Genomic DNA, 20,304 nt, shown 5'->3' on the forward strand with positions numbered 1-20,304 from the left:
ATGTTGCTCATCCACCAAGGCGTAAATTTTTTCCTTCATCAAAATATTTGTAGCTAACCGTTGAGACAAAGAAAACTTTTGATTATAAGCACCTGGCCAGATAGTGCGGTAAGCAAGACACTGATTAAGGAAAATAGCATCACCAAACTGGGCAATCCGAATCCATGAATCGATATCATCACAGTTAGCATCGAGTGTAGAGTCCCAACCACCACTTTTTAGAAAAGCATCACGTCGGGAAGCAACTTGTACAGGCGTGCCAAATGGTACAAGCTCTAAAAGCATACCGTAGTGAATATCGGCTTGTGGGATATAAAAAGCTAAACCGGGGCCAACTTGGGGGGTGCGACTGAGTTCAACTTCATTACCATCCACCTGAGCCGCGACACAAGAGCAGATTACAGCATCGGGATGAAGTGCGATCGCCTTAATCATCTCTTCTATGCAGTTAGGCGCTAAATAGTCGTCATCATCTAAAAACTTAATCCAGTCGCCGCTAGCTTTGGCAACTCCAGCATTTACCGTTGCTGCATGGCCAAGGTTCACATCGTTACGATGGTAAACAACCTTGTCCCCTAAACTTTTGAGATATGTTTGGGTATCATCAGAAGAACAGTCATCGGCTACAACCACCTCGCACTCGATTGTTTGGTTACGAGCCGAATCAACTGCTCTTTGGAGCAAATTCAAGCGATTATAGGTACTGATGACGACGCTAAATTTCATAAATTTCACTCCTGTGTTACAGCATTTTGCAATATAGATTTGAGCTTTAGGCTGTTGTATGAGTAAAATTATTAATCCTAACAAGTAGACTGAAATAGGATTATCGATTTATCATTGATGATCGTGAGATTTTTTTTAAGCAGACAGAAAGACTATGAGCGCTCAAGAGATTATCCGCTCGATTGAAGCGGAACAGCTAAAATCGAATCTGCCCGACATTTATGTGGGCGACACAGTAAAAGTCGGAGTGAAAATCAAGGAAGGCGAAAAGTATCGCGTACAACCCTACGAGGGAGTAGTGATTGCCAAGCGCAACGGTGGCATCAACGAGACTATTACAGTCCGTAAGGTTTTTCAAGGTGTGGGTGTTGAGCGGGTGTTTCTGTTGCATTCTCCCCGGATTGACAGCATCAAAGTATTACGTCGTGGTAAGGTACGCCGTGCTAAACTATATTATCTCCGCGATCGCGTAGGTAAGGCAACCCGGATCAAGCAACGGTTTGACCGCCCTTTGTGATTCGTCCTTCAATAGTATGAGAGAAATCTTAAGCGGCATCTGCCGCTAACTTGTTTTCTCGACGAAATTGAGGTATGATAAAAATCGCGTGTTGCGTTAAACTGAAACTTAGTTCAGCGCAATAACTGAATCAAAAACAGCTTGTGCGCTCTTAGTTCAGTTGGTAGAACGCAGGTCTCCAAAACCTGATGTCGGGGGTTCAAGTCCTCCAGGGCGCGCTCAAGAGCAAAAAACAAAGCCCGAAATAATTACGCAACTGCTAATATAGCAGTTAGCGATAATAATTTCGGGTTAAATCATTGTATTTGTAGTTGTTTTGCTTTCAGTTAAGCGGAATAGAGTCGAAACTGCAAATCTGGATGAACAAATTTTAGATTTTAAATTTTGGATTGACAAACAATCAAATGGACAACCCAAAATCTGAAGTTGAGTGCCTTTGTCTTAAAGCATGAGATAAATCTAAAATCCAAAATCCAAAATCCAAAATTGAGTGACAAACGGGGGATAAAGGGTCGTGGCCAAAAAAAGTGAAGCAGAATTGCCAGAAACCACAAATGGGTTTAGCTTTAACAACTTCATACAGGGAACCAAAGAAGAACTTGAAAAAGTAGTTTGGCCCAGTCGGCAACAAATAGTGAGCGAATCCGCCGCTGTGTTGTTAATGGTGGCACTCTCCGCATCTTTGATATACTTGGTCGATGGATTGTTTGCTTGGGCAGCTAAACAGGTGTTCTGATGACTTTTGCAACAGACGAACCGCGCAACTCAATGTTGCAGTCGGAGGAAACAGCAGAAACAGCAGAAACAGCGTCAAAAGAAGCACGCTGGTATGCAGTGCAAGTAGCCTCAGGCTGTGAAAAACGTGTAAAGACTAACTTAGAGCAACGCATTCAAACTTTTGATGTAGCCGACAAAATTGTTCAGGTAGAAATTCCGCAAACGCCGGCGGTGAAAATCCGCAAAGATGGCAGTCGTCAGCATACAGAAGAAAAAGTTTTCCCTGGCTATGTGCTGGTGCGGATGATGATGGATGATGATACCTGGCAGGTGGTACGAAATACCTCCCATGTAATTAATTTTGTTGGTGCAGAACAAAAGCGTGGTAGCAGTAAGGGTCGCGGTCATGTGAACCCCATACCATTGAGTTCTTCAGAAGTCGAACGCATATTCAAACAAACCAGCGAACAAGAGCCGGTTCTCAAAATTGACATGGCTACTGGTGATAAGATAATGGTGCTTTCTGGCCCATTTAAAGATTTTGAAGGCGAGGTAATTGAAGTTTCTCCAGAACGGAGTAAACTTAAAGCGTTGCTCTCAATTTTCGGCAGGGATACACCAGTAGAACTGGAATTTAATCAGGTAGAGAAACAGAGTTAAATACAAATGGCGAAGAAAGTAGTGGCGGTCATTAAACTGGCCCTGAATGCTGGAAAAGCCAACCCAGCACCGCCAGTGGGGCCCGCCTTGGGTCAACATGGCGTTAACATCATGATGTTCTGCAAAGAGTATAACGCCAAAACAGCAGACCAAGCTGGAATGGTGATACCTGTGGAAATCTCGGTTTTTGAAGACCGGAGTTTTACATTTGTACTCAAAACGCCACCAGCATCAGTGCTGATTCGGAAGGCGGCAAAAGTTGAAAAAGGCTCGAATGAACCCAACAAAAAGAAGGTAGGGTCAATTAGCAAAGCCCAATTGCAAGAAATAGCCCAAACGAAACTCCCCGACCTTAATGCCAACGACATAGACGCGGCAATGAAGATTGTGGCAGGAACGGCTAAAAATATGGGTGTAACAATCACGGATTAGTCATTGGTCGTTGGTCGTTTGTCATTAGTAAAAAACTAGCGACAAAAGACAGATGGCAAAGGACTGATAACTAAAAATTATCGGGGGAGAGGCGAAGCTTCGGAATTACCCCAGGAGAACAAAATGCCAAAAATATCGCGTCGTTTGCAAGGACTGCAAGCAAAAGTAGAAGATAAGGACTATCAACCTTTAGAGGCTTTAGCCCTTCTCAAAGACACAGCAACAGCTAAATTTACCGAAGCTGCGGAAGCGCATATCCGGTTGGGAATCGACCCTAAGTATACAGACCAACAGTTGCGGACAACGGTAGCATTGCCCAAAGGTACAGGACAAATTGTCCGGGTGGCGGTGATAGCCAGAGGCGAAAAGGTAAACGAAGCAAGCAACGCTGGTGCTGATATAGTCGGTTCAGAAGAACTGATTGACGAAATCCAGAAAGGTAGAATGGATTTTGACAAGCTGATTGCCACACCCGATGTGATGCCACAGGTGGCAAAGCTGGGTAAATTGCTTGGGCCTCGTGGTTTGATGCCATCGCCCAAAGGTGGAACCGTAACATTTGATTTAGGAAGTGCGATCGCAGAATTCAAAGCTGGTAAATTAGAATTCCGAGCTGATCGAACTGGCATTGTCCATGTTATGTTTGGTAAGACAACATTCTCGCCTGAAGATTTGTTAGTCAACCTGAAGGCATTGCAGGAGACGATTGACCGTAACCGTCCTTCAGGGGCTAAAGGTCGTTATTGGCGCACATTTTATGTGTCAGCCACAATGGGGCCATCAATTAAAATTGATGTCACCGCCCTACGAGATTTGAAACTGAGCGAAGCAGGTTAATAAGAGTTATGAGTTATAAGTTAGGAGTTAAGAATAAAACTTCTAACTCCTAACTACTCACTCCTAACTTTCAATTAAATACGCAAAGCCGGAGACAGCAGGTGCTAATAGCTTAAATATCCTGCCGAGGTTAAAACTCTAATAGTCAGAATTACCACCCTTAAAGGTGTGATAACTATGGCGTCAAGAGTCTTAATACTCGACCCCGGCTAGATTAGCTGGGGTTTGTTGTTTGGGTTCAGGTTTAGAAAAAACGTACAAGTAGGGCACTTCACCGATTATTTTAAGGAGGTGAGATTGGAATGGGTAGAACACTAGAAAATAAAAAAGAGATAGTAGCTGACCTCAAAGAAACTTTGAGTGAGTCAACTCTGGCCCTGGTAATAGAGTATCAGGGACTAACTGTTGCTGAAATTAGCGATTTACGGCGGCGCCTGCGTCCCAGTGGTACTGTTTGTAAGGTGACGAAGAACACCCTAATGGGCATTGCCATTAAAGATGATGAAAAATGGCAGCCTATGTCGGAATTACTTAACGGTTCTTCCGCCTTTTTGCTGGTAAAAGAAGATTTTTCATCGGCAATTAAGGCATACCAAGAATTCCAAAAAGTCACCAAGAAAACAGAACTTCGTGGTGGTGTACTGGAAGGTCGCCTACTCAAAGAACCTGATGTCAAGGTACTGGGAGACTTGCCATCTAAGGAACAACTCATCGCCCAAATTGCTGGGGCTATCAACGCCTTGGCTACCAAGATTGCTGTGGGTATCAACGAAGTTCCTGGTTCACTGGCTCGTGCTTTGCAGGCTGTGTCTGACCAAGAGCAAAGTGGTGGTAGCACTGATGCTGCTGTTCAAGATAGCAGTACCGAAGCCGAAACTGTTGCTGATAGTAGCACCGAAACTGCTGCTGAATAGACTTCATGGTTCATCAGTCAAAAGTCAAAAGTCTATAGTTAAAGGCTAATGACTATGACTAATAAATAATCAAAATTACAGGAGTTATATCAATGTCTGCTGCAACCGATCAAATTTTAGAACAACTAAAAACCCTTTCTTTGTTGGAAGCTTCTGAGTTAGTCAAGCAAATTGAAGAAGCTTTTGGCGTGAGTGCTGCTGCACCTGTTGGCGGCATGATGATGATGCCTGGTGCTGGTGGTGCTGCTCCGGCTGAGGAAGCTGTTGAGCAAACCGAGTTTGAAGTGATTCTTGAATCAGTACCAGCTGATAAGAAAATTGCCGTGCTGAAGATTGTCCGGGAATTGACTGGTTTGGGTCTGAAAGAAGCGAAAGACTTGGTAGAAGCTGCGCCCAAGGCAGTTAAAGAAGGTCTTGCTAAGGATGCTGCTGAAGATGCTAAGAAGCGCATCGAAGAAGCTGGCGGTAAGGTGACTGTTAAGTAATCACAATTCTATTACCAGTTTTTTATTAAGGAGCCTAAGTTAGGCTCCTTTTTTTGGATTTTTCTTCAATGTAGACTGCATACGATTTCCCCAATACCCGTCAAAATCTCCGCACCCTCCGCATCCAGTACGGCGATCGCAGCTACTATATTTCTATACCTGTTCATAAGCAGCAATAAAATCATCCCGTGATATACCGGATTGAGTGCAGATACTTCTGAGGGTAGAACCTTTGATCAGTTTATGATTTGGCAAAGTTAAAGGAGTAGTTGTGCCATCAGGATTTTGTCTAATCATAGAAATATGCTCTTTTTCTCTGACTATTGAAAATCCAAGACTCTCAAGCACTTTAATTACTTTTGATTTAGAAGCATCAACAGGAAATCTTGTCATTATATGCTTGCTTCTGCCACAAAAGCTTCAAGTATTAAGGATTCAGATTCTAGTACCGATTCTCCAAAAGTTTCGACATGAAACAAAATAGCCGAACGCACATCATTTAGAGCTTCTTCATAAGTGTCACCTTCACCAACTACAACCCCTTGAATACCTAAAGGATAAGCAACATATCCATCAGAGTGCTTTTCCACAATGATTTTGATATTTTTCACAGTTACTTCTCCTAAATTAAATTGACATCCAAAAGACAGCTAAAGCATTCTGTTCTGCCCATTAAATAATTATTGTCCAGGACACATGGAGAATAACGGATTTGAACCGATGGCCTCTGCGGTGCGATCGCAGCACTCTACCAACTGAGCTAATTCCCCAAAATCTATGCTAAGTCAAGAGTAATATCACTCATTAACTCAATAGACTATCACCATATAGTATTCTAACATTCAGTTATCGATGGTTGAGGCTCTTTTTGAGAATAAACCTTCTGTACCCGTTCGAGTTCCAAATCACTGAGATAATCAACAGTCCAGTTACAGCAACGCTGGAGCATGTGGAATGGGTAAGTATTAGCTACACCAACAACTTGCATCTGCGATCGCTTCGCCGCTTCGATACCGGCTGGAGTATCTTCAATTGCCAGACACTCGTGTGGTTGAAGATTCAATTGAGGATATTCTTGATTTAGGCGTTTCACTGCCAGTAGATAACCATCGGGTTCTGGTTTACTGGTGGTAATGTCATCACCCGCGACGATAATTTTAAAATGTTCAGCTAGTTTAGCTCGATGTAGTACCAATTCTATTTCTTGGCGAATAGCACCACTAACTAAACCTAGTTTCAGATTCCGCGATCGCACTTGAAATATTAAGTCTTCTACACCTGGATATAAAGGCAGTTTCTCGATTTTCTCTAGTTCCACCACATAGGCTTGGGCTTTGCGGTACAGCAACTGAGTTAAATAGCTTTCGTTAGCGACTCTACCACGATTAGCGAGTAGTTGCCCAAAACAAGCGCGATCGCTGCGTCCTAGAGAAGCTTGACGCTCACTCACCCGTTGGGGTTGGAGATTTTCTTCGATGAGAATCTCATCTATCAGTTGCAGGTGGATTGGCTCATCGTTAATGATGACACCATTAAAATCAAAGAGAACTGCCTTTAAACTCATGCCCTTATGCCAAATGCTGGAGATCCAAGTCCCTCCAAATCATTATTATCTATTGATGTGGGAATATACTGACGGATATTTTCAGTTGCTATTGGTTTAATGCCGCTAGTTACCTGATTTATCCACCATACATCGTGCGATCGCACAGCTTCAAATCCGGCTGCACCCATATTCGCCTCTACGCTACCAGCAGCATACTCACGAATATATGGCTCCTCAAAAACATCATTAAGCCATTCTAACTGACGCAGAGTCTTCTGATTTCCATCGAGAATTAATACTTGCCCTCCAGCTACCAGTAACCGGAAGCTTTCGCGCAGAATTGCTAAAGACACCGCATCTGGTGTTTCGTGGAATAGCAAAGAAGCTGTCACTAAGTCAAATGTTGCATCTCTGAAACCAGTTTTTTCAGCATTCCCATGTCGCCAGACTATATCTAAACCAGCATTTATAGCTTTATCTTCTGCCCTTACGAGCATATAAGGTGATAAATCCAAACCAATAACTTCCGCTTCGGGGAAAACTTGCTTTAACATTAAAGCAGTGGAACCTGTACCACAGCCTAAATCGAGTATGCGTCGTGGTTTTACTTTGACGGTATCAATTAAAGCCTGACGGACAATAGTTTCATTCGGTGGCAGAACATATTGGGTAATCGGATCGTAACTAACTGCTGCACCGTAATTCAGATATCCGCCTGTAATCCCGTGAAAATTTTGGCTGCTGTAGTATGCCGGAATTATCACATCATCTCGTCGATAGCGATCGCTCTCTTTCTCCCAATCAATACTATCAGCGTAACGTCGTAACCCTTGTTCATCAATCAAAAGACGCACTACAGGGGATAAAAAACGTTCCCAAATTGTATCTTGACGCACTGCCATAGGTGTTGTGTCAGTAGTTGCAAAAGGTTTTTCAATCAAAGTGATTTTCTTTACAAATTTTAATATATCTTTTCTTTCTGTGGCGAGCAGATTGACGCTTGTAACTCTATATGTTACATTTGTAATATAAAATTACTACTTCCTTAAGAGTAGTTTTTCGGCTTCACGAAAATTGAGCTAGCCAAATCAAAGACAATACAGCATTTGAATTGCTACAACTAAGTAGTAGCGTGTCAAGTTTAAATTGATGGGTAAACAAGTTCGTAATCAGCACTAAAATTCTTACTACCAATAAGAAAAAATAGCTTTAACAATTACTAAATAATGGGTATAAGTCATACCGATAATTATCAGTACCATCCATCCAATCGCAAATCTAAAATTTAAAATTTAAAATCCAAAATAGAAACAATTATGTCCTACGAAAAGTTAGAAATTACCACACCAACACCCGTCTTATCTTGGGCAAATCACTCTTTGGGCCCAGAAGAAACTAAGATGGCAAAGAATGTAGCATCACTACCATTTGTGTTTAAGCATGTCGCCTTAATGCCAGATGTTCACTTAGGAAAAGGTGCCTTAGTAGGTTCTGTAATTGCAACCAAAGAAGCGATTATCCCGGCTGCTGTGGGTGTGGATATTGGTTGTGGGATGAGCGCTATCAAAACATCATTTACCGCCGAACAACTCGAAGGTAAACTCAAGAAAATCCGCCTGGATATTGAAGCTGCAATTCCGACTGGATTCAACGAAAACAAAGACGTTGAAAAATCTGTTAGCAATTGGCAACACTGGGATGATTTTAAAGACTTGCATCGCGGTGTGCAAGACTTACAAAGTAAAGCAATGAAACAGATGGGTTCTCTCGGTGGAGGAAACCATTTTATTGAAGTGTGCCTTGATACAGAGAATCAAGTTTGGCTAATGCTGCATTCTGGTTCGCGTAACATTGGCAATAAACTCGCCCAGTGTCATATTCACACAGCCAGGGAATTAGCAAAAATGGCAGGTAATAAATTGCCTGACCCTGATTTAGCTCATTTTGTTGCTGGTACGCCAGAATTTCAAGCATACTGGCACGATTTGCAATGGTCACAAAACTATGCGCGTGTCAACCGCGATGTGATGATGGCGCGTTTTAAGCATATTGTCGAGAAGCATTTAGCAGGTGGGAAGGCAACTAAACCTTTATTGCAGGTTAATTGTCATCACAATTATGCCGAAAAAGAAGTGCATTTTGATGAGGATGTATACGTTACTCGTAAAGGTGCAGTCCGCGCCCAGACTGAAGATTATGGGATTATTCCCGGTTCGATGGGGGCAAAGTCTTTCATCGTTAAGGGTAAAGGTAATGCCCACAGTTTTTGTTCTTGTTCTCACGGTGCAGGGCGTTTGATGTCTAGAAATAAGGCAAAAAATGTCTATACACTTGATGATTTGATAGAGCAAACAAATGGTGTAGAATGCCGCAAAGATGAGGGTGTGTTAGATGAAATTCCTGGTGCTTATAAGCCGATTGAGCAAGTTATGGCAAATCAAGCGGATTTGGTCGAAGTTGTAGCAACGCTCAAGCAAGTTCTCTGTGTGAAGGGATAAATTAGATAGGGTGGGCAATGTCCACCTTTTTTATTTTTTAAATGCAAAGTTGCGCTGAGAAATAAATGATTGTTTTAAGTGAATCAACTCAACAAATAGAGCCATCTGCTAGTGTTAGCGAAAATAAATTGATGACTGAGGCTGCACAATTATTAGGGTGTAAAGTTTACCATATTCCGCGAGATTTTGAACGATGTGGTTAGCAGAAAATCCTCTTTGGCACATTCCTAATTATCTTAAAGTAAGTGCTGGTATCTGGATAGGATATATTCCTGAGTTTGAGCGTTACAAAGCCATATATCATGCAGCCCTGACTAAGGGGATAAAACTACTCAATACTTTTTTAGAACATAATTAAAAGCAGAGTATCGTCAAAAAATTGAAGCAGAAGCAAGCTAGCAAGGAGCTAGGTACGAAAATCTGACTTTTTTTGTAACTGGTAGAAAGGTTTAGAGCAAACTCTAATTTTCTATTGTATTTAGCCAATTCATCAAATCAGCTTCACTGACAAAATCTAGTAATACTTCACCCAAGTTTTCTAAGTGAGCCAAGGACAACTCTTGCAACCGAGATTGTAACTGAGAATTAATTGAACCAAGCCGACGATTTAATAGACGCATCACTAGCCTCAGTTCTGATTGCCTTCCTTGTTCAAGACCTTGTTCAAGACCTTGTTCAATGCCCCGTTGTCTACCTTCTTGCAGTCCTTCTTCAAGAATTTCTTGATAAATGGCAGATTCTCTCATATCTTCTCTCCTCAAAAACTGACGAATTAGTTCTGGCTCAAATACCAACCCTGCTAGAAGTTGGGTACATACCGAGATACTCTGCTTAGTGGCTTCTTCTTCAATCATACTCACCTGAACTGCTACCTGTTGGAGTAAGCTTTGAGGAGAATCTGTTCGCGCTAAAGTTGCCAGAGGTAATAAACCAGGAGATAACAGTAATGGTTCTGGATCTTGTTCCCAAATTCGGATGACGCGGTAACGGTGGGTAGTATTGCGGGCAGTAAATTGATCTACAAAAACAGCTTCTGAAGTTGTAGGTTTAAGAAAAATTACTATCTGCTCGATATCACAATTGTATTGTCGATATAGCCGCACCCAGTAGTCCAACATGCGTAGTGGCAAGGGTGGAGTGGATGCTGGTAAGGTTTGAAACTCCAAATGCAGTATTTGACTGGCAGTTTGCAAAAAGGTTACAGAATCGGCACGGATTGGTTCTTGATTTAATTCTGTCTTGAGAATTTGGATATCCGTTGCTTCAGATGCGAGTAAGTAGCGGATAAAATCTTCTGGATACTGCTCAACCAGATATTTCAGCGTGTTGTCGTATGTCACTTTGATATAATTTGGAAATAAACTCATGTAGAGATGTGATATCGCTACATAGTTTGTCCATCAAAAATTTAGTTTAAGTATTGTTTGTTGTTAGCGCTATTCTACGAAAAAGTAATGTTCGCTGATAGCGCTAACATTTAAATTTGGTGTCTTTTCAAAATTACATTGTCAAAGATTGAGGATTCGCCTCAATCAATTTTGCTAAATCTTGCAAGAACGCCGCAGCATGGGCACCGTAAATAATCCGGTGGTCAGAAGTAATATTTACTTGCATTTGTTGACGCACGCCAAATAAACCGTCGGGTGTTGCTACCACTTGCGGACGAGATGCCCCGATCGCTAAAATTGAACCTTGTCCAGGCGGTAAAATTGCATCAAATTTATCTACGCCAAACATCCCCAAATTGGACAGAGTAAAGGTACCACTGTTGTATTCTTGAGGCTGTAGTTGTTTTGTCCTGGCACGTTCTACCAAAGATTTCCAAGTACGCGATAGAGAATAAATATCCACTGCGTCTGCATTTTGCAGCACAGGTGTAATTAATCCACCATCATCCATCGCCACAGCTACAGAAATGTTGATATCAGAATGATAAACAATACCCTGGTCTGAGTAGCTAGCATTTAACAATGGATGTTTTTGCAACGTTACCGCTACAGCTTTCGCCAATAGCGCTGTCATTGTCACGCCTTTGGATTTAATTTGTTTATAAAGTTTGTCTAACCCATCAGTGGTAATTGTATAACCGACACGGAAGACGGGCACGGTTATGGTAGCTACCATGTTCCGCACTACGGCATTTTGAAAGGTAGTTAAAGGCACGATTTGACCAGGAACAGCCGCTACTGCTGGCGCGGGTGCTGGTGTGCGAGGTGCTGGGGGTGCAACTGGGGCGCTGGTTGGTACAGGTGCTGGTGGGGCAACTGGGGCAGGGGCGGGTTGTTTGCCCTTATTAGACAATGCTTCTACATCTTCAGCGACAATGCGACCGTGGGGGCCACTGCCTTGGAGTGTAGTTAAATCAACTTTGAGTTCTTTGGCTAACTTGCGGGCCCGGGGTGAAGCTACAAGCCTTCCTTCTTTGTGGTTAAACCCGTTTTGAGACGCTAAGGCAGGTGTGGCAACTGAAGCTGCGGCGGGAACTGGTTCAGAGGAAGCGGTAGTAGTAGCAGCCGCGCCGCCAGAATTGGCAAGAGATTTGGCCTGTTCAATTTCAGCTTCCGTTTCGGCGATGAAGGCGATCGCAGATCCTACCGGGGCAGTTTCACCAGCTTCAACTATGATATGGGCAAGAAATCCCTCATAAAAGGTTTCTACATCCATATCTGCCTTATCTGACTCTACAACCACCACTGTTTCGCCTTTTTCCACTTTGTCCCCTGGCGATTTCACCCAGGAAACGATTTTGCCTTCTGTCATAGTGGAACTCAGCGCCGGCATAAATACTTCGTGAATGCTCATAGGGTGGTTTGGGAATCAATGGTTTATGGACTTTAACAGTTTTTATCAGATCGAATTGTATCTTGGTGGGAGAGTTTTGGGCTGGAGATTTTATATTTTAATTGGGGAGTAGGGAGTGGGGAGTGGGGAATGGGGGAGAGTTACTAACTTTTGACTCTTGTACAGACGCGTAGACGCTCGAAGAGCGGCTTCTCGTAAGAGTATAATCGCGTCTCTTGACTCTAGGAACCTAAATATAACTTAGAGGTCTATAATACAGAGCTATCGTCAATAGTTAGCCAATATCTCGATCTCGTTTTAGTCGTTGACTTGGAACAACCATCATGAGTTTCTCACGGATTAAATGGGATTGCTATTTATATTCCTCATAACCACTGCTTAAGATACAGGAGCTTCTCACAGGTAGAGGATATAAAATGCAGTTCAATCTAGAATTCAAAATTGGTCATAAACCTATTTGAAATTCCTGTTTACTTTTATGTCGGCAAAGTTGAAATTCTTTTTGATTGTGATATTAAGTATCTTTGCCACTGCTGGCGCTGGAGTATACATTACTCAGAGCCAGCAATCTACACCGATTGTTGAGACTAGTGATGTACAAACCCAGCAGGTGGGAGCAATACATCAGTCTCAAGAGGTTGTGGCATACTCAGAGCGTTCAAATTTTAAAACCCTACCTTTAGAAAAGCTCAACTCATCTCTCCAAGGTAGTGATCCTGCTACCCTCGCCCTGAATGCCTTTGACGACCTAGCATCAGTGGGAGGAACGCGAAAGGTAGAGGTAGCTTATCCACAACGAAATCAAGCCCTTGTGACGATTACGCAAATCAAGAGGAGTGATGATTCAGTTGGTATTAAATATCGAGTTGAGATGACTACTTTTGGGCGATCGCTATTTATTAGCTCACCTCCAGTCTGGCAAATTGTTTGGGCTGGCTCCCAGGTGGAATGTTGGGCTGGAAGCCGCTCCCAAACAAAGTTAAATCACATCTGTGATTAGTCATTGGTCATTAGTCATAAAACAAATGACAAATGACAAATTTAAATGTCGCCGCGAATTTCTTCTACAACGCCATCGCGCAGAACGATTTCGACTTGCATTTTGCTAATCAGGTTATCACCGATCTCTACCCGGAAAAAGCCTTCCATTTGGAATTGGTTGACTTCCTGATCTTGCTGAAGAAACTGCACTTGCTGAAGGTTTTGCAGCAATTGATTTTTCTGCTCTAGAAATTCACTTTTCTTTTGATTGACTTGGAGTTGGATATTGTCAATTTGTTGGAGAGTCTGGGGACCTGGTGGTTGCAGACTCTGCTTTTGAATTGCAGCGATCGCTCTTTGTCCTTCTACGTCTAGCTGTTGCAGTTGCTGATCGAGTTGATTAATTTGCGTTTGCAGCTGCTGTTGTACTTCCTCTTTCCAGAGGGGAGTCACAATGACTTTGACGTTAACAACACGTTTCAGGAGCAAGTTAGATTTGGAGACATCCATAAATATTTCACGTTCACTCTTACTAGTTGGGAGGTGGAATCATCAGGCAAACATGCCGTCAATAATATCGCGATAGCGTTCCGTGACGACGTGTCGGCGAACTTTCAGTGTTTGTGTCATCAAGGCATTTTCGATGGAAAACGGTTCCAGAATCAGTCTAAACGTTCCAATGCGGTCATCTGGTCGATAGCCTGGACGATTTTGCACTTCCCGATTCAATTCTTGCCGAAATAAATCCTGGATCATTCTACTCTCCAAGTCAATTTTTTGAGTAGGTGAAGAAGCAACCGAATCATTCTGCGTATCCAGTGTCAAATTTTGACTGGCTGCCCATTTTTCTAAGGCTTCAACATTGGGGACAATTAAGGCTCCTAGGCTGCGCTGATCTTGGCCGACGAGCATAATTTGATCGATGTATGGCGATCGCAAACACACATCTTCGATCGGCTGTGGCTCGATGTTTTCCCCATTGGTCAATACAATCGTATCCTTTGCTCTGCCAGTTAGCACTAAGTCGTATTCTGGTGTCAGCCAACCCAAATCACCGCTATCAAACCAACCTTCAGCGTCAATTGCTTTCGCTGTCGCTTCGGGATTTTGGTAATAGCCTTGCATAATCTGCGGCCCCCTCAATAATACTAAGCCTCGTTTCTCTACTGGTAGAGGCGCTTTTGTCTCAGGATCTACGATTTTAGCTTCTGTAGCTGGAAGTGGTTGCCCTGATGCACCAATCAAATTTCGCCAAGGACGCCGCACATGGGTAACAGGAGAAGTTTCTGTCAAGCCATAACCTTGCAAAATCTGCACACCAATAATTTCAAAGAAGTTATCTATGTGTCTGGGAAGCGCACCACCGCCGCTAATCATCTGCTTAACTTGTCCTCCTGTAGCTTCGCGCACTTTGGCATAAACCAGTCGTTCTCCCAAAGCATGGAGGGGTAATAAAGCAGATGCTTGGATTTTAGCTGCTAATCGTTCGACGGCTGAAGCATGAAGATTAGTTAAACTTAATCCTTGAGCAACCCGCCGCGCTTTGATATATTTCTCGCTATTGCTTAATAAAAAATTAATTAAGCGTTGCTTTTTGGCTGGTTGTTCGCGGAACTGCTTTTGCACTCCTTCATAAATCGATTCCCACAGCCGGGGTACACCCACCATGTAGTTGGGTTTAAATTCTCTCAAATCTGCTTTTACAGAGCGTAAATTGGTATAAACTTGCGTGCAACCTTGAGATAGTAGGTAATATTCAACAGTTCGTTCGTAGCTATGCCAGGAAGGTAAGATGCTGAGAACGATATCGCCAGCATTTGGTTGCAATACAGTGCCAAAGGTTGTCACTTGGTGCATCAAATTGCTATAAGACAGCATTACACCCTTGGGTTTACCTGTGGTGCCAGAGGTGTAAATTAGGGTTGCTAGAGCATCACGATTTTGCTTGACTGGCACAAAATTATGATTTTTCCCAATTTCAAGCAACTGGGCAAAGTTCAGCAACTTTAGGGTTTCGTCTGTCGATGGTGCTTCATCCGACAGTAATATTACCACCTCAATTGGTAAATCTTTGAGACGGTCTTGCAGTTTTTTAAGTGTCTTTAAATCTTCAACTACTATTGCTGTACTGCCACTATTAGCGATGATAAACAGCAGTTCTTCTTTTTCTGCTTGGGAGCTACGCACCGCATCAACGGCTCCAGCAGTCATTATGCCTTGATCGGCAATGAACCAGCGAGGACTGTTGTCAGAAATTAAGGAAATGCGATCGCCTACCTTCACTCCCAACGCCTGCAATCCAGCAGCAAATAGTCGCATTTGCTCTGCCAACTGGGTATAAGTAATCGCTACTTCTGGTTTAGCATGAGGGTTGCGGAGGGCGACAACATCACCAAATCGCCTAGCTGCCAAAGGCCAAATTTCTGGCAGTGATTCCACATTTGTGTAATCTACCAACCGCTTTAATGCGTGGCGTTCTTGTTCACTGATGTTAGATAAAAAAGAAGACGCGGTTTGGGTTGTTGACATAACACCTTACCTAAATATCGTAAACTAATCGTAATTCTTAGCTTATTTTGTTATTACGCTACAATAACCGTCCTTATTATCCACATTCCCCTCTGTGTATGATAATTCCAGGAATTGCACGTTTATATTTACAAAAATTTATGTTAAAGTTAATTTACATAGACTGCAAGCAATGATTGTGTTTGCAGCTAAGAACAGCAATCGCCTACGTTTCACAGGAGATCATTACCTATGAATTTGATAGACGCTATACTGCTAACGCTGCTCAACATTACTGCTTGCATGGCGTTTCCTAAGCTTTTAGCTCTCTTTCTGGGCCAGAAAACTAAACTTACTGAAGCGTTGCCAAATGCTTCCAAATTACAAGCAGCTAAAATTGAACTTACCAGTTTTCCTTATTGTACAGCTTATGCATTGACAGGAAGCAAATTCTGTAAATTTAGTCCTGATTTTTGTCCTAATTGTTCTCCGAATTGATGGACAAATTGCCAGTAAATTATTTTAAAATGTATGTGAGCTAGTTTATCTACCTCACCTACATTTTGGCAAAACAACAGAATATACAGCCTAATGTCTACCTCAGTCATTAGTCCAAGAGATGCCGCGCTCACTCTTTGATGTGGCTTGAATTAGTCCGATATGATTAGTTTTTTCGCCCCCTAAGAGCGAGCTATGTACCAAAAAATCTTTATCAAATAGGATTGCTATAACGCCTATATTTGAAAAATTTATTATTTGCAACTTGCTAGCGATATTCTTTTTCTGGTACTCTAAAAGCTGCATATTTCCATTCATTACCTTCTAAATATTCAATTTTAAATTCTCCTTTAGTTAATAAAGTCATATCTTTAAGTTTTACTATTGCATTTTCTCCTAATAAAATACATTCAGAATTACTAGTGTTAGGTTGGTTCGGTGTTGTATTTATCTGATTAATAACTTTACGCTGCAATTCTTGATACTGTTGCTCAGTTATTAGTTTAGAATCGTATAGCTTTTTTATGTCTCGTAATTGGGTTTCTATATCTGAGCCACCTGCATTTGAGACGTTATCTATTTTACAAGAATCTGGTTTAAAAGCAATTTTCCTGACAGGATGATCCCACCATTTAGAAGCTTGAGTTAACCAATTAGTTGTTCTTGTGGTATGTACTACTTTTACTTGATTATCACTTATTTCTAAACGTACCCAATCAGTTGATCTTTTTTGAATCAAACCAGCAAATCCCCAAGACAAGACACTTCCTACTGAAACACCAGAATCTGCTAGACTAAGCTTAATAACTCTAGGTTCTATAGCTTGTGCTATTTTAATTTGCTCTGGAGCTATAAAGCTAATATTATTAGCAAGCAAAGCAAGATTTTTTTCTGTCGCAGTCGAAGGCTTTAGGGCTGTAGAATTTGCAAGCAATACTGCTACTACTATCAAAATGCTAACTTTATTGCTCATAATTATTTTGTATTATTTGTCTCATTAAACTACATATAAGGTAATATACTATAGTAATTAATTTGAGCTTGTCAACAAAATACTATAGCGGTTCTCACCTATATTTAAGCTTAGTGCCGTAAGGCGGAAGTCACGCATTCAAAAGTATTATGGAATAAGCTCTTTAGGGATTCTAAATGGTTGCTCTATTTCCGCCGTCGCGTACTAGCCTTTTCAAGAACCTATCCCACTAATAATATTTGTGCTACAAAGCTTAAGCTTATTGAGAACTGAAAACGAGAAATTAAGGTTTTCAAGCACATTTTATGAAACGAAGTAGGGTTTTTTGGAATAGTGGAATAGGTTAAAGGTGGATAACATCGCCTTAATGAGGATAAAATTTACTTATTGGTGCAAGGCTATGTCTCAAGGTAATATTCAAAAATGAGAGTTTGATTATTTATTGTGTTACTTAAGATTTGTTTTTCCACTCAACCTAAAATTTATACAGGAAAAAACTGGTTTACAGTACAGCTAAAACCAGGCAATAAAGGAGAAATTATAATATCGCTACTAAATAAGGTTTCTACCAATTTAAGTTGATTTTGTTCGCGTCGATAGACCTCTAGTTTACGCGATCGCCAATCAGCAATCCAATATTCTTTTATTCCTCTGGAAGAATAAAGCTTAAGTTTAGCTTCCTTATCTCGTCTTAGGTCTTCTTTGCTAGCAGACAGAACTTCAACTACTAAATCTGGTGCGCCAGTTAAATGTCCCGCTTCATCCAATGTTACCGCCAAGGTTTCTTTAGTAGCCCAAACTACATCAGGAATTACATTATCTGATTCGGAAAATAAAACGCCGGGGTTTATCGCAGCTTCTCCTAAACCAGTAGACTCTGACCAAACATCAAGTTGTCGGAAAATTCTTCCACAAGTTTGCTGATGTTTAAAGTGAGGTGCTCTAGTCACAAATAATTCTCCATCAACTATCTCATAGCGCGTCCCTTCATTTTCTGCCAAGAGTTCCACATCGTGAATTGTCCAGCGTACTCCTGTATTAAGCATCTGACTCATCGGCTAACTCCTTTAATCTTGCTCTTGTATTTTAATCATTAAATATAATTATCACTTACGATTTTCGCGCCGCCACTTACCCCGTACTAAGCGAATTTCATCAAAAGTATAGCTTTCACCGAGTTGTTCTCGAATTGGCGTTAAAGAGATATCACCAAGCACTTCTAAAACTTGCCAAATTTTTTGCTGATGTTCGAGAGGTACTAACTGATTTATATCTACAGGCTGATTTTTTTCAATCAAATCTGTCAAATGGCGAATAATTGTTGTCGGGCGAATATTGCGTTTTTTGGCAATTTCATTAACACTTAAACCTTGTTTATGTAATTGTAATGTGAATATTTCAGTGTCAGAAGGTAAGTTAACAGAGGGTGTAAATTTAACTTGGGGTGGATCTACCAAACCCTTTTCTTGGCGATAGGCGCGAATTTCTGCGAGGAATTTATCGCCATATTGGGAAAGTTTGTGACTACCTACGCCCGAAAGTTTACCAAATTCCGTTAGTGTTGTGGGTTGTACCTGTGCCATCAATTTCAAGGTAGAATCCTGAAAGACAACGTAAGGTGGTACAGATTGTTCATCAGCAAGTTGTTTACGGAGCGATCGCAACCTGTGCATTAATATCTCTGCTTCAACAGCCTTCTCACTCCCTTCTTCCCAAGTAACCTTCTGTGCTACGGGAACAACAAGAGAAACTGTACGCTGTCGCCGCATCACTTCCCAACTGAGGGGGTTAAGTTTCAAAACTGAGTAACCATCGCTAGTCTGTTCTATTAACCCTTGATGTAAAAGCGATCGCGCCAACATTCGCCATTCATCTACACTCTTATCTTTGCCAATACCGTAGGTAGAAAGTTTATCGTGTTCGTACTGGATAATTTTGTCTTTTTTTGCCCCCCGCAACACATCAATAATGTGCAGCATCCCAAATCTTTCTTTACAACGCGCCACACACGATAAAAACTTCATGGCTTCAGTTGTCCAATCTTGCATTGGTTTGGGATGACGGCAATTATCGCAGTTACCGCAATTACCGGGAAAACGTTCGCCAAAATAACCTAGCTGAATTGTCCGCCGACAAACAGTACCTTCAGCATAGTCAATTACCTGACGTAGTTGTTGTTTAGCAATCAACTGTTCTTGGGGGTCAGTTTTTTGGTTAATACTCCATTCAATGGTTTTAATATCACTGAAACTGAAAAAAAGCGTACAACGTGACGGTTCACTATCCCTTCCCGCCCTGCCTGATTCTTGATAATAACTTTCTAAATTACGCGGTAAATCAAAGTGAATTACTAACCTTACATCTGGCTTATTAATTCCCATTCCAAAGGCAATCGTTGCCACCATGACGCGCACATCATCCCGAATAAATCGAGTTTGATTGCTGCTGCGTTCTTCATCAGTTAATCCGGCATGATAAGACAAGGCAGCAACTTTATCATTTTGCAATTTAAAGGTGAGTTCATCAACTTTTTTGCGCGTTAGGCAATAAATAATTGCTGAACCTTCATTTTCTCGAATAAGTTCTAATAATTCAGCATACGCAGACTTGGTTTTAGAACGGACTTCGTAATAAAGGTTTTGGCGGTTAAAGCTAGCAATGTGGATACTGGGTTGCTTTAGCCCTAGTTGTTGAATGATATCAGCACGGACGCGATCGGTTGCTGTAGCGGTGAGGGCGAGGGTAGGGACATCAGGATAACGTTTCCGCAGAGATTTCATCTGGCGGTATTCTGGGCGGAAGTCGTGTCCCCACTCAGAGACGCAGTGGGCTTCGTCAATGGCAAAAGCCGCAATGCCAATTTTTTCTTTGACTAAATCGAGAAATGGGAGAAATCTTTCACTTAACAGACGTTCTGGGGCGACGTAAAGTAGCCTAACTTTACCGGTGAGGATGGCTTCTTCCCGCGATCGCACCTTATAGGGATTCAGACTACTATTCAAAAATGTAGCGTTAATATTATTGTTTCGCAGTCCTTCCACTTGGTCTTGCATCAAAGCGATTAATGGCGACACCACCACCGTTAAGCCTTTTTTGATCAATGCAGGTAACTGAAAACACAGAGATTTTCCCCCACCCGTAGGCATCACAATCAATAAATCTCGATTTTGCAGCGCATCTTCGATAATTTGCCGTTGTCCGGGGCGGAAT

Annotated in this window: 24 protein-coding genes, 2 tRNA genes and 1 other annotated feature; of the genes, 13 read left to right on the top strand and 13 right to left on the bottom strand. The window is 41.8% G+C overall.

What is annotated here, in order from left to right; all coding sequences use genetic code 11:
* Positions 1-726 (bottom strand): glycosyltransferase family 2 protein (locus tag VE944_RS28820; RefSeq protein WP_324985524.1); only part of this gene is annotated, 726 nt, incomplete at its 3' end.
* Between the two features lie 154 nt (positions 727-880).
* On the opposite strand from VE944_RS28820, the gene rplS reads away from it, so the two are divergent.
* The 8 genes from rplS (at position 881) to rplL (ending at position 5,288) form a co-directional block, all read left to right on the top strand.
* A complete protein-coding gene (gene rplS, locus VE944_RS28825) occupies positions 881-1,243 on the top strand; it encodes a 50S ribosomal protein L19 (protein WP_012412089.1) in 363 nt (120 codons plus the stop codon).
* Between the two features lie 145 nt (positions 1,244-1,388).
* Positions 1,389-1,461 (top strand) — tRNA-Trp (locus tag VE944_RS28830).
* A gap of 296 nt (positions 1,462-1,757) precedes the next feature.
* Complete coding sequence (gene secE / locus VE944_RS28835; RefSeq protein ID WP_324985529.1) at positions 1,758-1,979, top strand: preprotein translocase subunit SecE; 222 nt, start codon at positions 1,758-1,760, stop codon at positions 1,977-1,979.
* Positions 1,979-2,620: a transcription termination/antitermination protein NusG gene (gene nusG, locus VE944_RS28840; RefSeq protein ID WP_324985532.1), complete on the top strand. Its 642-nt coding sequence runs from the start codon at positions 1,979-1,981 to the stop codon at positions 2,618-2,620. The genes secE and nusG overlap by 1 nt, the downstream gene beginning before the upstream one ends.
* Positions 2,621-2,626: 6 nt before the next feature.
* Complete coding sequence (gene rplK / locus VE944_RS28845) at positions 2,627-3,052, top strand: 50S ribosomal protein L11 (protein ID WP_100898684.1); 426 nt, start codon at positions 2,627-2,629, stop codon at positions 3,050-3,052.
* A gap of 123 nt (positions 3,053-3,175) precedes the next feature.
* A complete protein-coding gene (rplA, locus tag VE944_RS28850) occupies positions 3,176-3,889 on the top strand; it encodes a 50S ribosomal protein L1 (RefSeq protein ID WP_324985536.1) in 714 nt (237 codons plus the stop codon).
* A 70-nt stretch (positions 3,890-3,959) separates the two neighbouring features.
* Positions 3,960-4,128, top strand: a sequence feature (ribosomal protein L10 leader region).
* A gap of 63 nt (positions 4,129-4,191) precedes the next feature.
* Positions 4,192-4,803, top strand: a complete 612-nt coding sequence (gene rplJ / locus VE944_RS28855; RefSeq protein WP_324985538.1) for a 50S ribosomal protein L10 — start codon at positions 4,192-4,194, stop codon at positions 4,801-4,803.
* Between the two features lie 92 nt (positions 4,804-4,895).
* Positions 4,896-5,288 carry a 50S ribosomal protein L7/L12 gene (gene rplL, locus VE944_RS28860; protein ID WP_324985541.1) on the top strand — a complete coding sequence of 131 codons (393 nt, stop codon included), beginning with the start codon at positions 4,896-4,898 and terminating at the stop codon, positions 5,286-5,288.
* Between the two features lie 153 nt (positions 5,289-5,441).
* Here the strand turns inward: rplL and VE944_RS28865 are convergent, their stop codons facing one another.
* The 5 genes from VE944_RS28865 to VE944_RS28885 form a co-directional block, all read right to left on the bottom strand.
* On the bottom strand, positions 5,442-5,681 hold the full coding sequence (locus VE944_RS28865; protein ID WP_324985546.1) for a type II toxin-antitoxin system HicA family toxin: 240 nt from the start codon (positions 5,679-5,681) through the stop codon (positions 5,442-5,444).
* Positions 5,681-5,899, bottom strand: a complete 219-nt coding sequence (locus VE944_RS28870; RefSeq protein WP_324985549.1) for a type II toxin-antitoxin system HicB family antitoxin — start codon at positions 5,897-5,899, stop codon at positions 5,681-5,683. Before VE944_RS28870 ends, VE944_RS28865 begins: the two co-directional genes overlap by 1 nt.
* An 86-nt stretch (positions 5,900-5,985) precedes the next feature.
* Positions 5,986-6,058: transfer RNA gene (locus tag VE944_RS28875), tRNA-Ala, on the bottom strand.
* A gap of 65 nt (positions 6,059-6,123) precedes the next feature.
* Positions 6,124-6,852, bottom strand: coding sequence for an HAD family hydrolase (locus VE944_RS28880; protein ID WP_324985552.1), 729 nt, complete (start codon positions 6,850-6,852; stop codon positions 6,124-6,126).
* Entirely contained in the window at positions 6,849-7,736 is an 888-nt protein-coding gene (locus VE944_RS28885) for a class I SAM-dependent methyltransferase (RefSeq protein WP_324985589.1), read from the bottom strand. The genes VE944_RS28880 and VE944_RS28885 overlap by 4 nt, the downstream gene beginning before the upstream one ends.
* Before the next feature lie 414 nt (positions 7,737-8,150).
* Between VE944_RS28885 and VE944_RS28890 the strand changes: the two genes are divergently transcribed.
* The 3 genes from VE944_RS28890 (at position 8,151) to VE944_RS28900 (ending at position 9,690) form a co-directional block, all read left to right on the top strand.
* Positions 8,151-9,332, top strand: coding sequence for an RtcB family protein (locus VE944_RS28890; RefSeq protein ID WP_324985555.1), 1,182 nt, complete (start codon positions 8,151-8,153; stop codon positions 9,330-9,332).
* A gap of 65 nt (positions 9,333-9,397) precedes the next feature.
* Positions 9,398-9,535 (top strand): hypothetical protein, encoded by a 138-nt coding sequence (locus tag VE944_RS28895; RefSeq protein WP_324985558.1) that lies wholly within the window; start codon positions 9,398-9,400, stop codon positions 9,533-9,535.
* The gene (locus VE944_RS28900) at positions 9,526-9,690 is read left to right on the top strand and encodes a hypothetical protein (RefSeq protein WP_324985561.1); all 165 of its coding nucleotides are present in this window, start codon (positions 9,526-9,528) and stop codon (positions 9,688-9,690) included. Before VE944_RS28895 ends, VE944_RS28900 begins: the two co-directional genes overlap by 10 nt.
* 103 nt (positions 9,691-9,793) lie before the next feature.
* Here VE944_RS28900 and VE944_RS28905 read toward each other — a convergent pair whose 3' ends face one another.
* Positions 9,794-10,672, bottom strand: coding sequence for an Rpn family recombination-promoting nuclease/putative transposase (locus VE944_RS28905; RefSeq protein WP_324985564.1), 879 nt, complete (start codon positions 10,670-10,672; stop codon positions 9,794-9,796).
* A gap of 160 nt (positions 10,673-10,832) precedes the next feature.
* Positions 10,833-12,134, bottom strand: coding sequence for a dihydrolipoamide acetyltransferase family protein (locus VE944_RS28910; RefSeq protein ID WP_324985566.1), 1,302 nt, complete (start codon positions 12,132-12,134; stop codon positions 10,833-10,835).
* A gap of 478 nt (positions 12,135-12,612) precedes the next feature.
* On the opposite strand from VE944_RS28910, the gene VE944_RS28915 reads away from it, so the two are divergent.
* Positions 12,613-13,134 (top strand): hypothetical protein, encoded by a 522-nt coding sequence (locus VE944_RS28915; RefSeq protein WP_324985569.1) that lies wholly within the window; start codon positions 12,613-12,615, stop codon positions 13,132-13,134.
* A gap of 41 nt (positions 13,135-13,175) precedes the next feature.
* Here the strand turns inward: VE944_RS28915 and VE944_RS28920 are convergent, their stop codons facing one another.
* Together VE944_RS28920 and VE944_RS28925 are read right to left on the bottom strand one after the other, a co-directional pair.
* Positions 13,176-13,625, bottom strand: a complete 450-nt coding sequence (locus tag VE944_RS28920; RefSeq protein ID WP_012412623.1) for a YlqD family protein — start codon at positions 13,623-13,625, stop codon at positions 13,176-13,178.
* A 42-nt stretch (positions 13,626-13,667) separates the two neighbouring features.
* Positions 13,668-15,644: an AMP-dependent synthetase/ligase gene (locus VE944_RS28925; protein ID WP_324985574.1), complete on the bottom strand. Its 1,977-nt coding sequence runs from the start codon at positions 15,642-15,644 to the stop codon at positions 13,668-13,670.
* Between the two features lie 231 nt (positions 15,645-15,875).
* On the opposite strand from VE944_RS28925, the gene VE944_RS28930 reads away from it, so the two are divergent.
* Positions 15,876-16,121 (top strand): hypothetical protein, encoded by a 246-nt coding sequence (locus tag VE944_RS28930; RefSeq protein WP_324985577.1) that lies wholly within the window; start codon positions 15,876-15,878, stop codon positions 16,119-16,121.
* A 268-nt stretch (positions 16,122-16,389) separates the two neighbouring features.
* On the opposite strand, the gene VE944_RS28935 is transcribed toward VE944_RS28930, so the two are convergent.
* The 3 genes from VE944_RS28935 to recQ all read right to left on the bottom strand — a co-directional run.
* Entirely contained in the window at positions 16,390-17,094 is a 705-nt protein-coding gene (locus tag VE944_RS28935; protein WP_324985580.1) for a hypothetical protein, read from the bottom strand.
* A 482-nt stretch (positions 17,095-17,576) separates the two neighbouring features.
* Positions 17,577-18,149, bottom strand: a complete 573-nt coding sequence (locus tag VE944_RS28940) for a Uma2 family endonuclease (protein ID WP_324985583.1) — start codon at positions 18,147-18,149, stop codon at positions 17,577-17,579.
* Between the two features lie 51 nt (positions 18,150-18,200).
* Positions 18,201-20,304, bottom strand: a 2,104-nt coding sequence (recQ, locus tag VE944_RS28945) for a DNA helicase RecQ (protein WP_324985586.1), incomplete at its 5' end; no start/stop codon positions are given.

This window comes from Nostoc sp., from assembly GCF_035638895.1.
GTDB lineage: Bacteria > Cyanobacteriota > Cyanobacteriia > Cyanobacteriales > Nostocaceae > Nostoc.

Excerpts from the sequence above, each read along its gene's own strand:
- rplJ (WP_324985538.1), top strand. The coding sequence starts at position 4,192 with ATGGGTAGAACACTAGAAAATAAAAAAGAGATAGTAGCTGACCTCAAA.
- VE944_RS28940 (WP_324985583.1), bottom strand. The coding sequence starts at position 18,149 with ATGAGTCAGATGCTTAATACAGGAGTACGCTGGACAATTCACGATGTG.
- VE944_RS28915 (WP_324985569.1), top strand. The coding sequence starts at position 12,613 with ATGTCGGCAAAGTTGAAATTCTTTTTGATTGTGATATTAAGTATCTTT.
- VE944_RS28880 (WP_324985552.1), bottom strand. The coding sequence starts at position 6,852 with ATGAGTTTAAAGGCAGTTCTCTTTGATTTTAATGGTGTCATCATTAAC.
- VE944_RS28910 (WP_324985566.1), bottom strand. The coding sequence starts at position 12,134 with ATGAGCATTCACGAAGTATTTATGCCGGCGCTGAGTTCCACTATGACA.
- VE944_RS28935 (WP_324985580.1), bottom strand. The coding sequence starts at position 17,094 with ATGAGCAATAAAGTTAGCATTTTGATAGTAGTAGCAGTATTGCTTGCA.
- VE944_RS28920 (WP_012412623.1), bottom strand. The coding sequence starts at position 13,625 with ATGGATGTCTCCAAATCTAACTTGCTCCTGAAACGTGTTGTTAACGTC.
- VE944_RS28885 (WP_324985589.1), bottom strand. The coding sequence starts at position 7,736 with ATGGCAGTGCGTCAAGATACAATTTGGGAACGTTTTTTATCCCCTGTA.
- rplA (WP_324985536.1), top strand. The coding sequence starts at position 3,176 with ATGCCAAAAATATCGCGTCGTTTGCAAGGACTGCAAGCAAAAGTAGAA.
- rplL (WP_324985541.1), top strand. The coding sequence starts at position 4,896 with ATGTCTGCTGCAACCGATCAAATTTTAGAACAACTAAAAACCCTTTCT.
- VE944_RS28895 (WP_324985558.1), top strand. The coding sequence starts at position 9,398 with ATGATTGTTTTAAGTGAATCAACTCAACAAATAGAGCCATCTGCTAGT.
- VE944_RS28930 (WP_324985577.1), top strand. The coding sequence starts at position 15,876 with ATGAATTTGATAGACGCTATACTGCTAACGCTGCTCAACATTACTGCT.
- VE944_RS28890 (WP_324985555.1), top strand. The coding sequence starts at position 8,151 with ATGTCCTACGAAAAGTTAGAAATTACCACACCAACACCCGTCTTATCT.
- VE944_RS28865 (WP_324985546.1), bottom strand. The coding sequence starts at position 5,681 with ATGACAAGATTTCCTGTTGATGCTTCTAAATCAAAAGTAATTAAAGTG.
- rplS (WP_012412089.1), top strand. The coding sequence starts at position 881 with ATGAGCGCTCAAGAGATTATCCGCTCGATTGAAGCGGAACAGCTAAAA.
- rplK (WP_100898684.1), top strand. The coding sequence starts at position 2,627 with ATGGCGAAGAAAGTAGTGGCGGTCATTAAACTGGCCCTGAATGCTGGA.
- VE944_RS28925 (WP_324985574.1), bottom strand. The coding sequence starts at position 15,644 with ATGTCAACAACCCAAACCGCGTCTTCTTTTTTATCTAACATCAGTGAA.
- VE944_RS28900 (WP_324985561.1), top strand. The coding sequence starts at position 9,526 with ATGTGGTTAGCAGAAAATCCTCTTTGGCACATTCCTAATTATCTTAAA.
- nusG (WP_324985532.1), top strand. The coding sequence starts at position 1,979 with ATGACTTTTGCAACAGACGAACCGCGCAACTCAATGTTGCAGTCGGAG.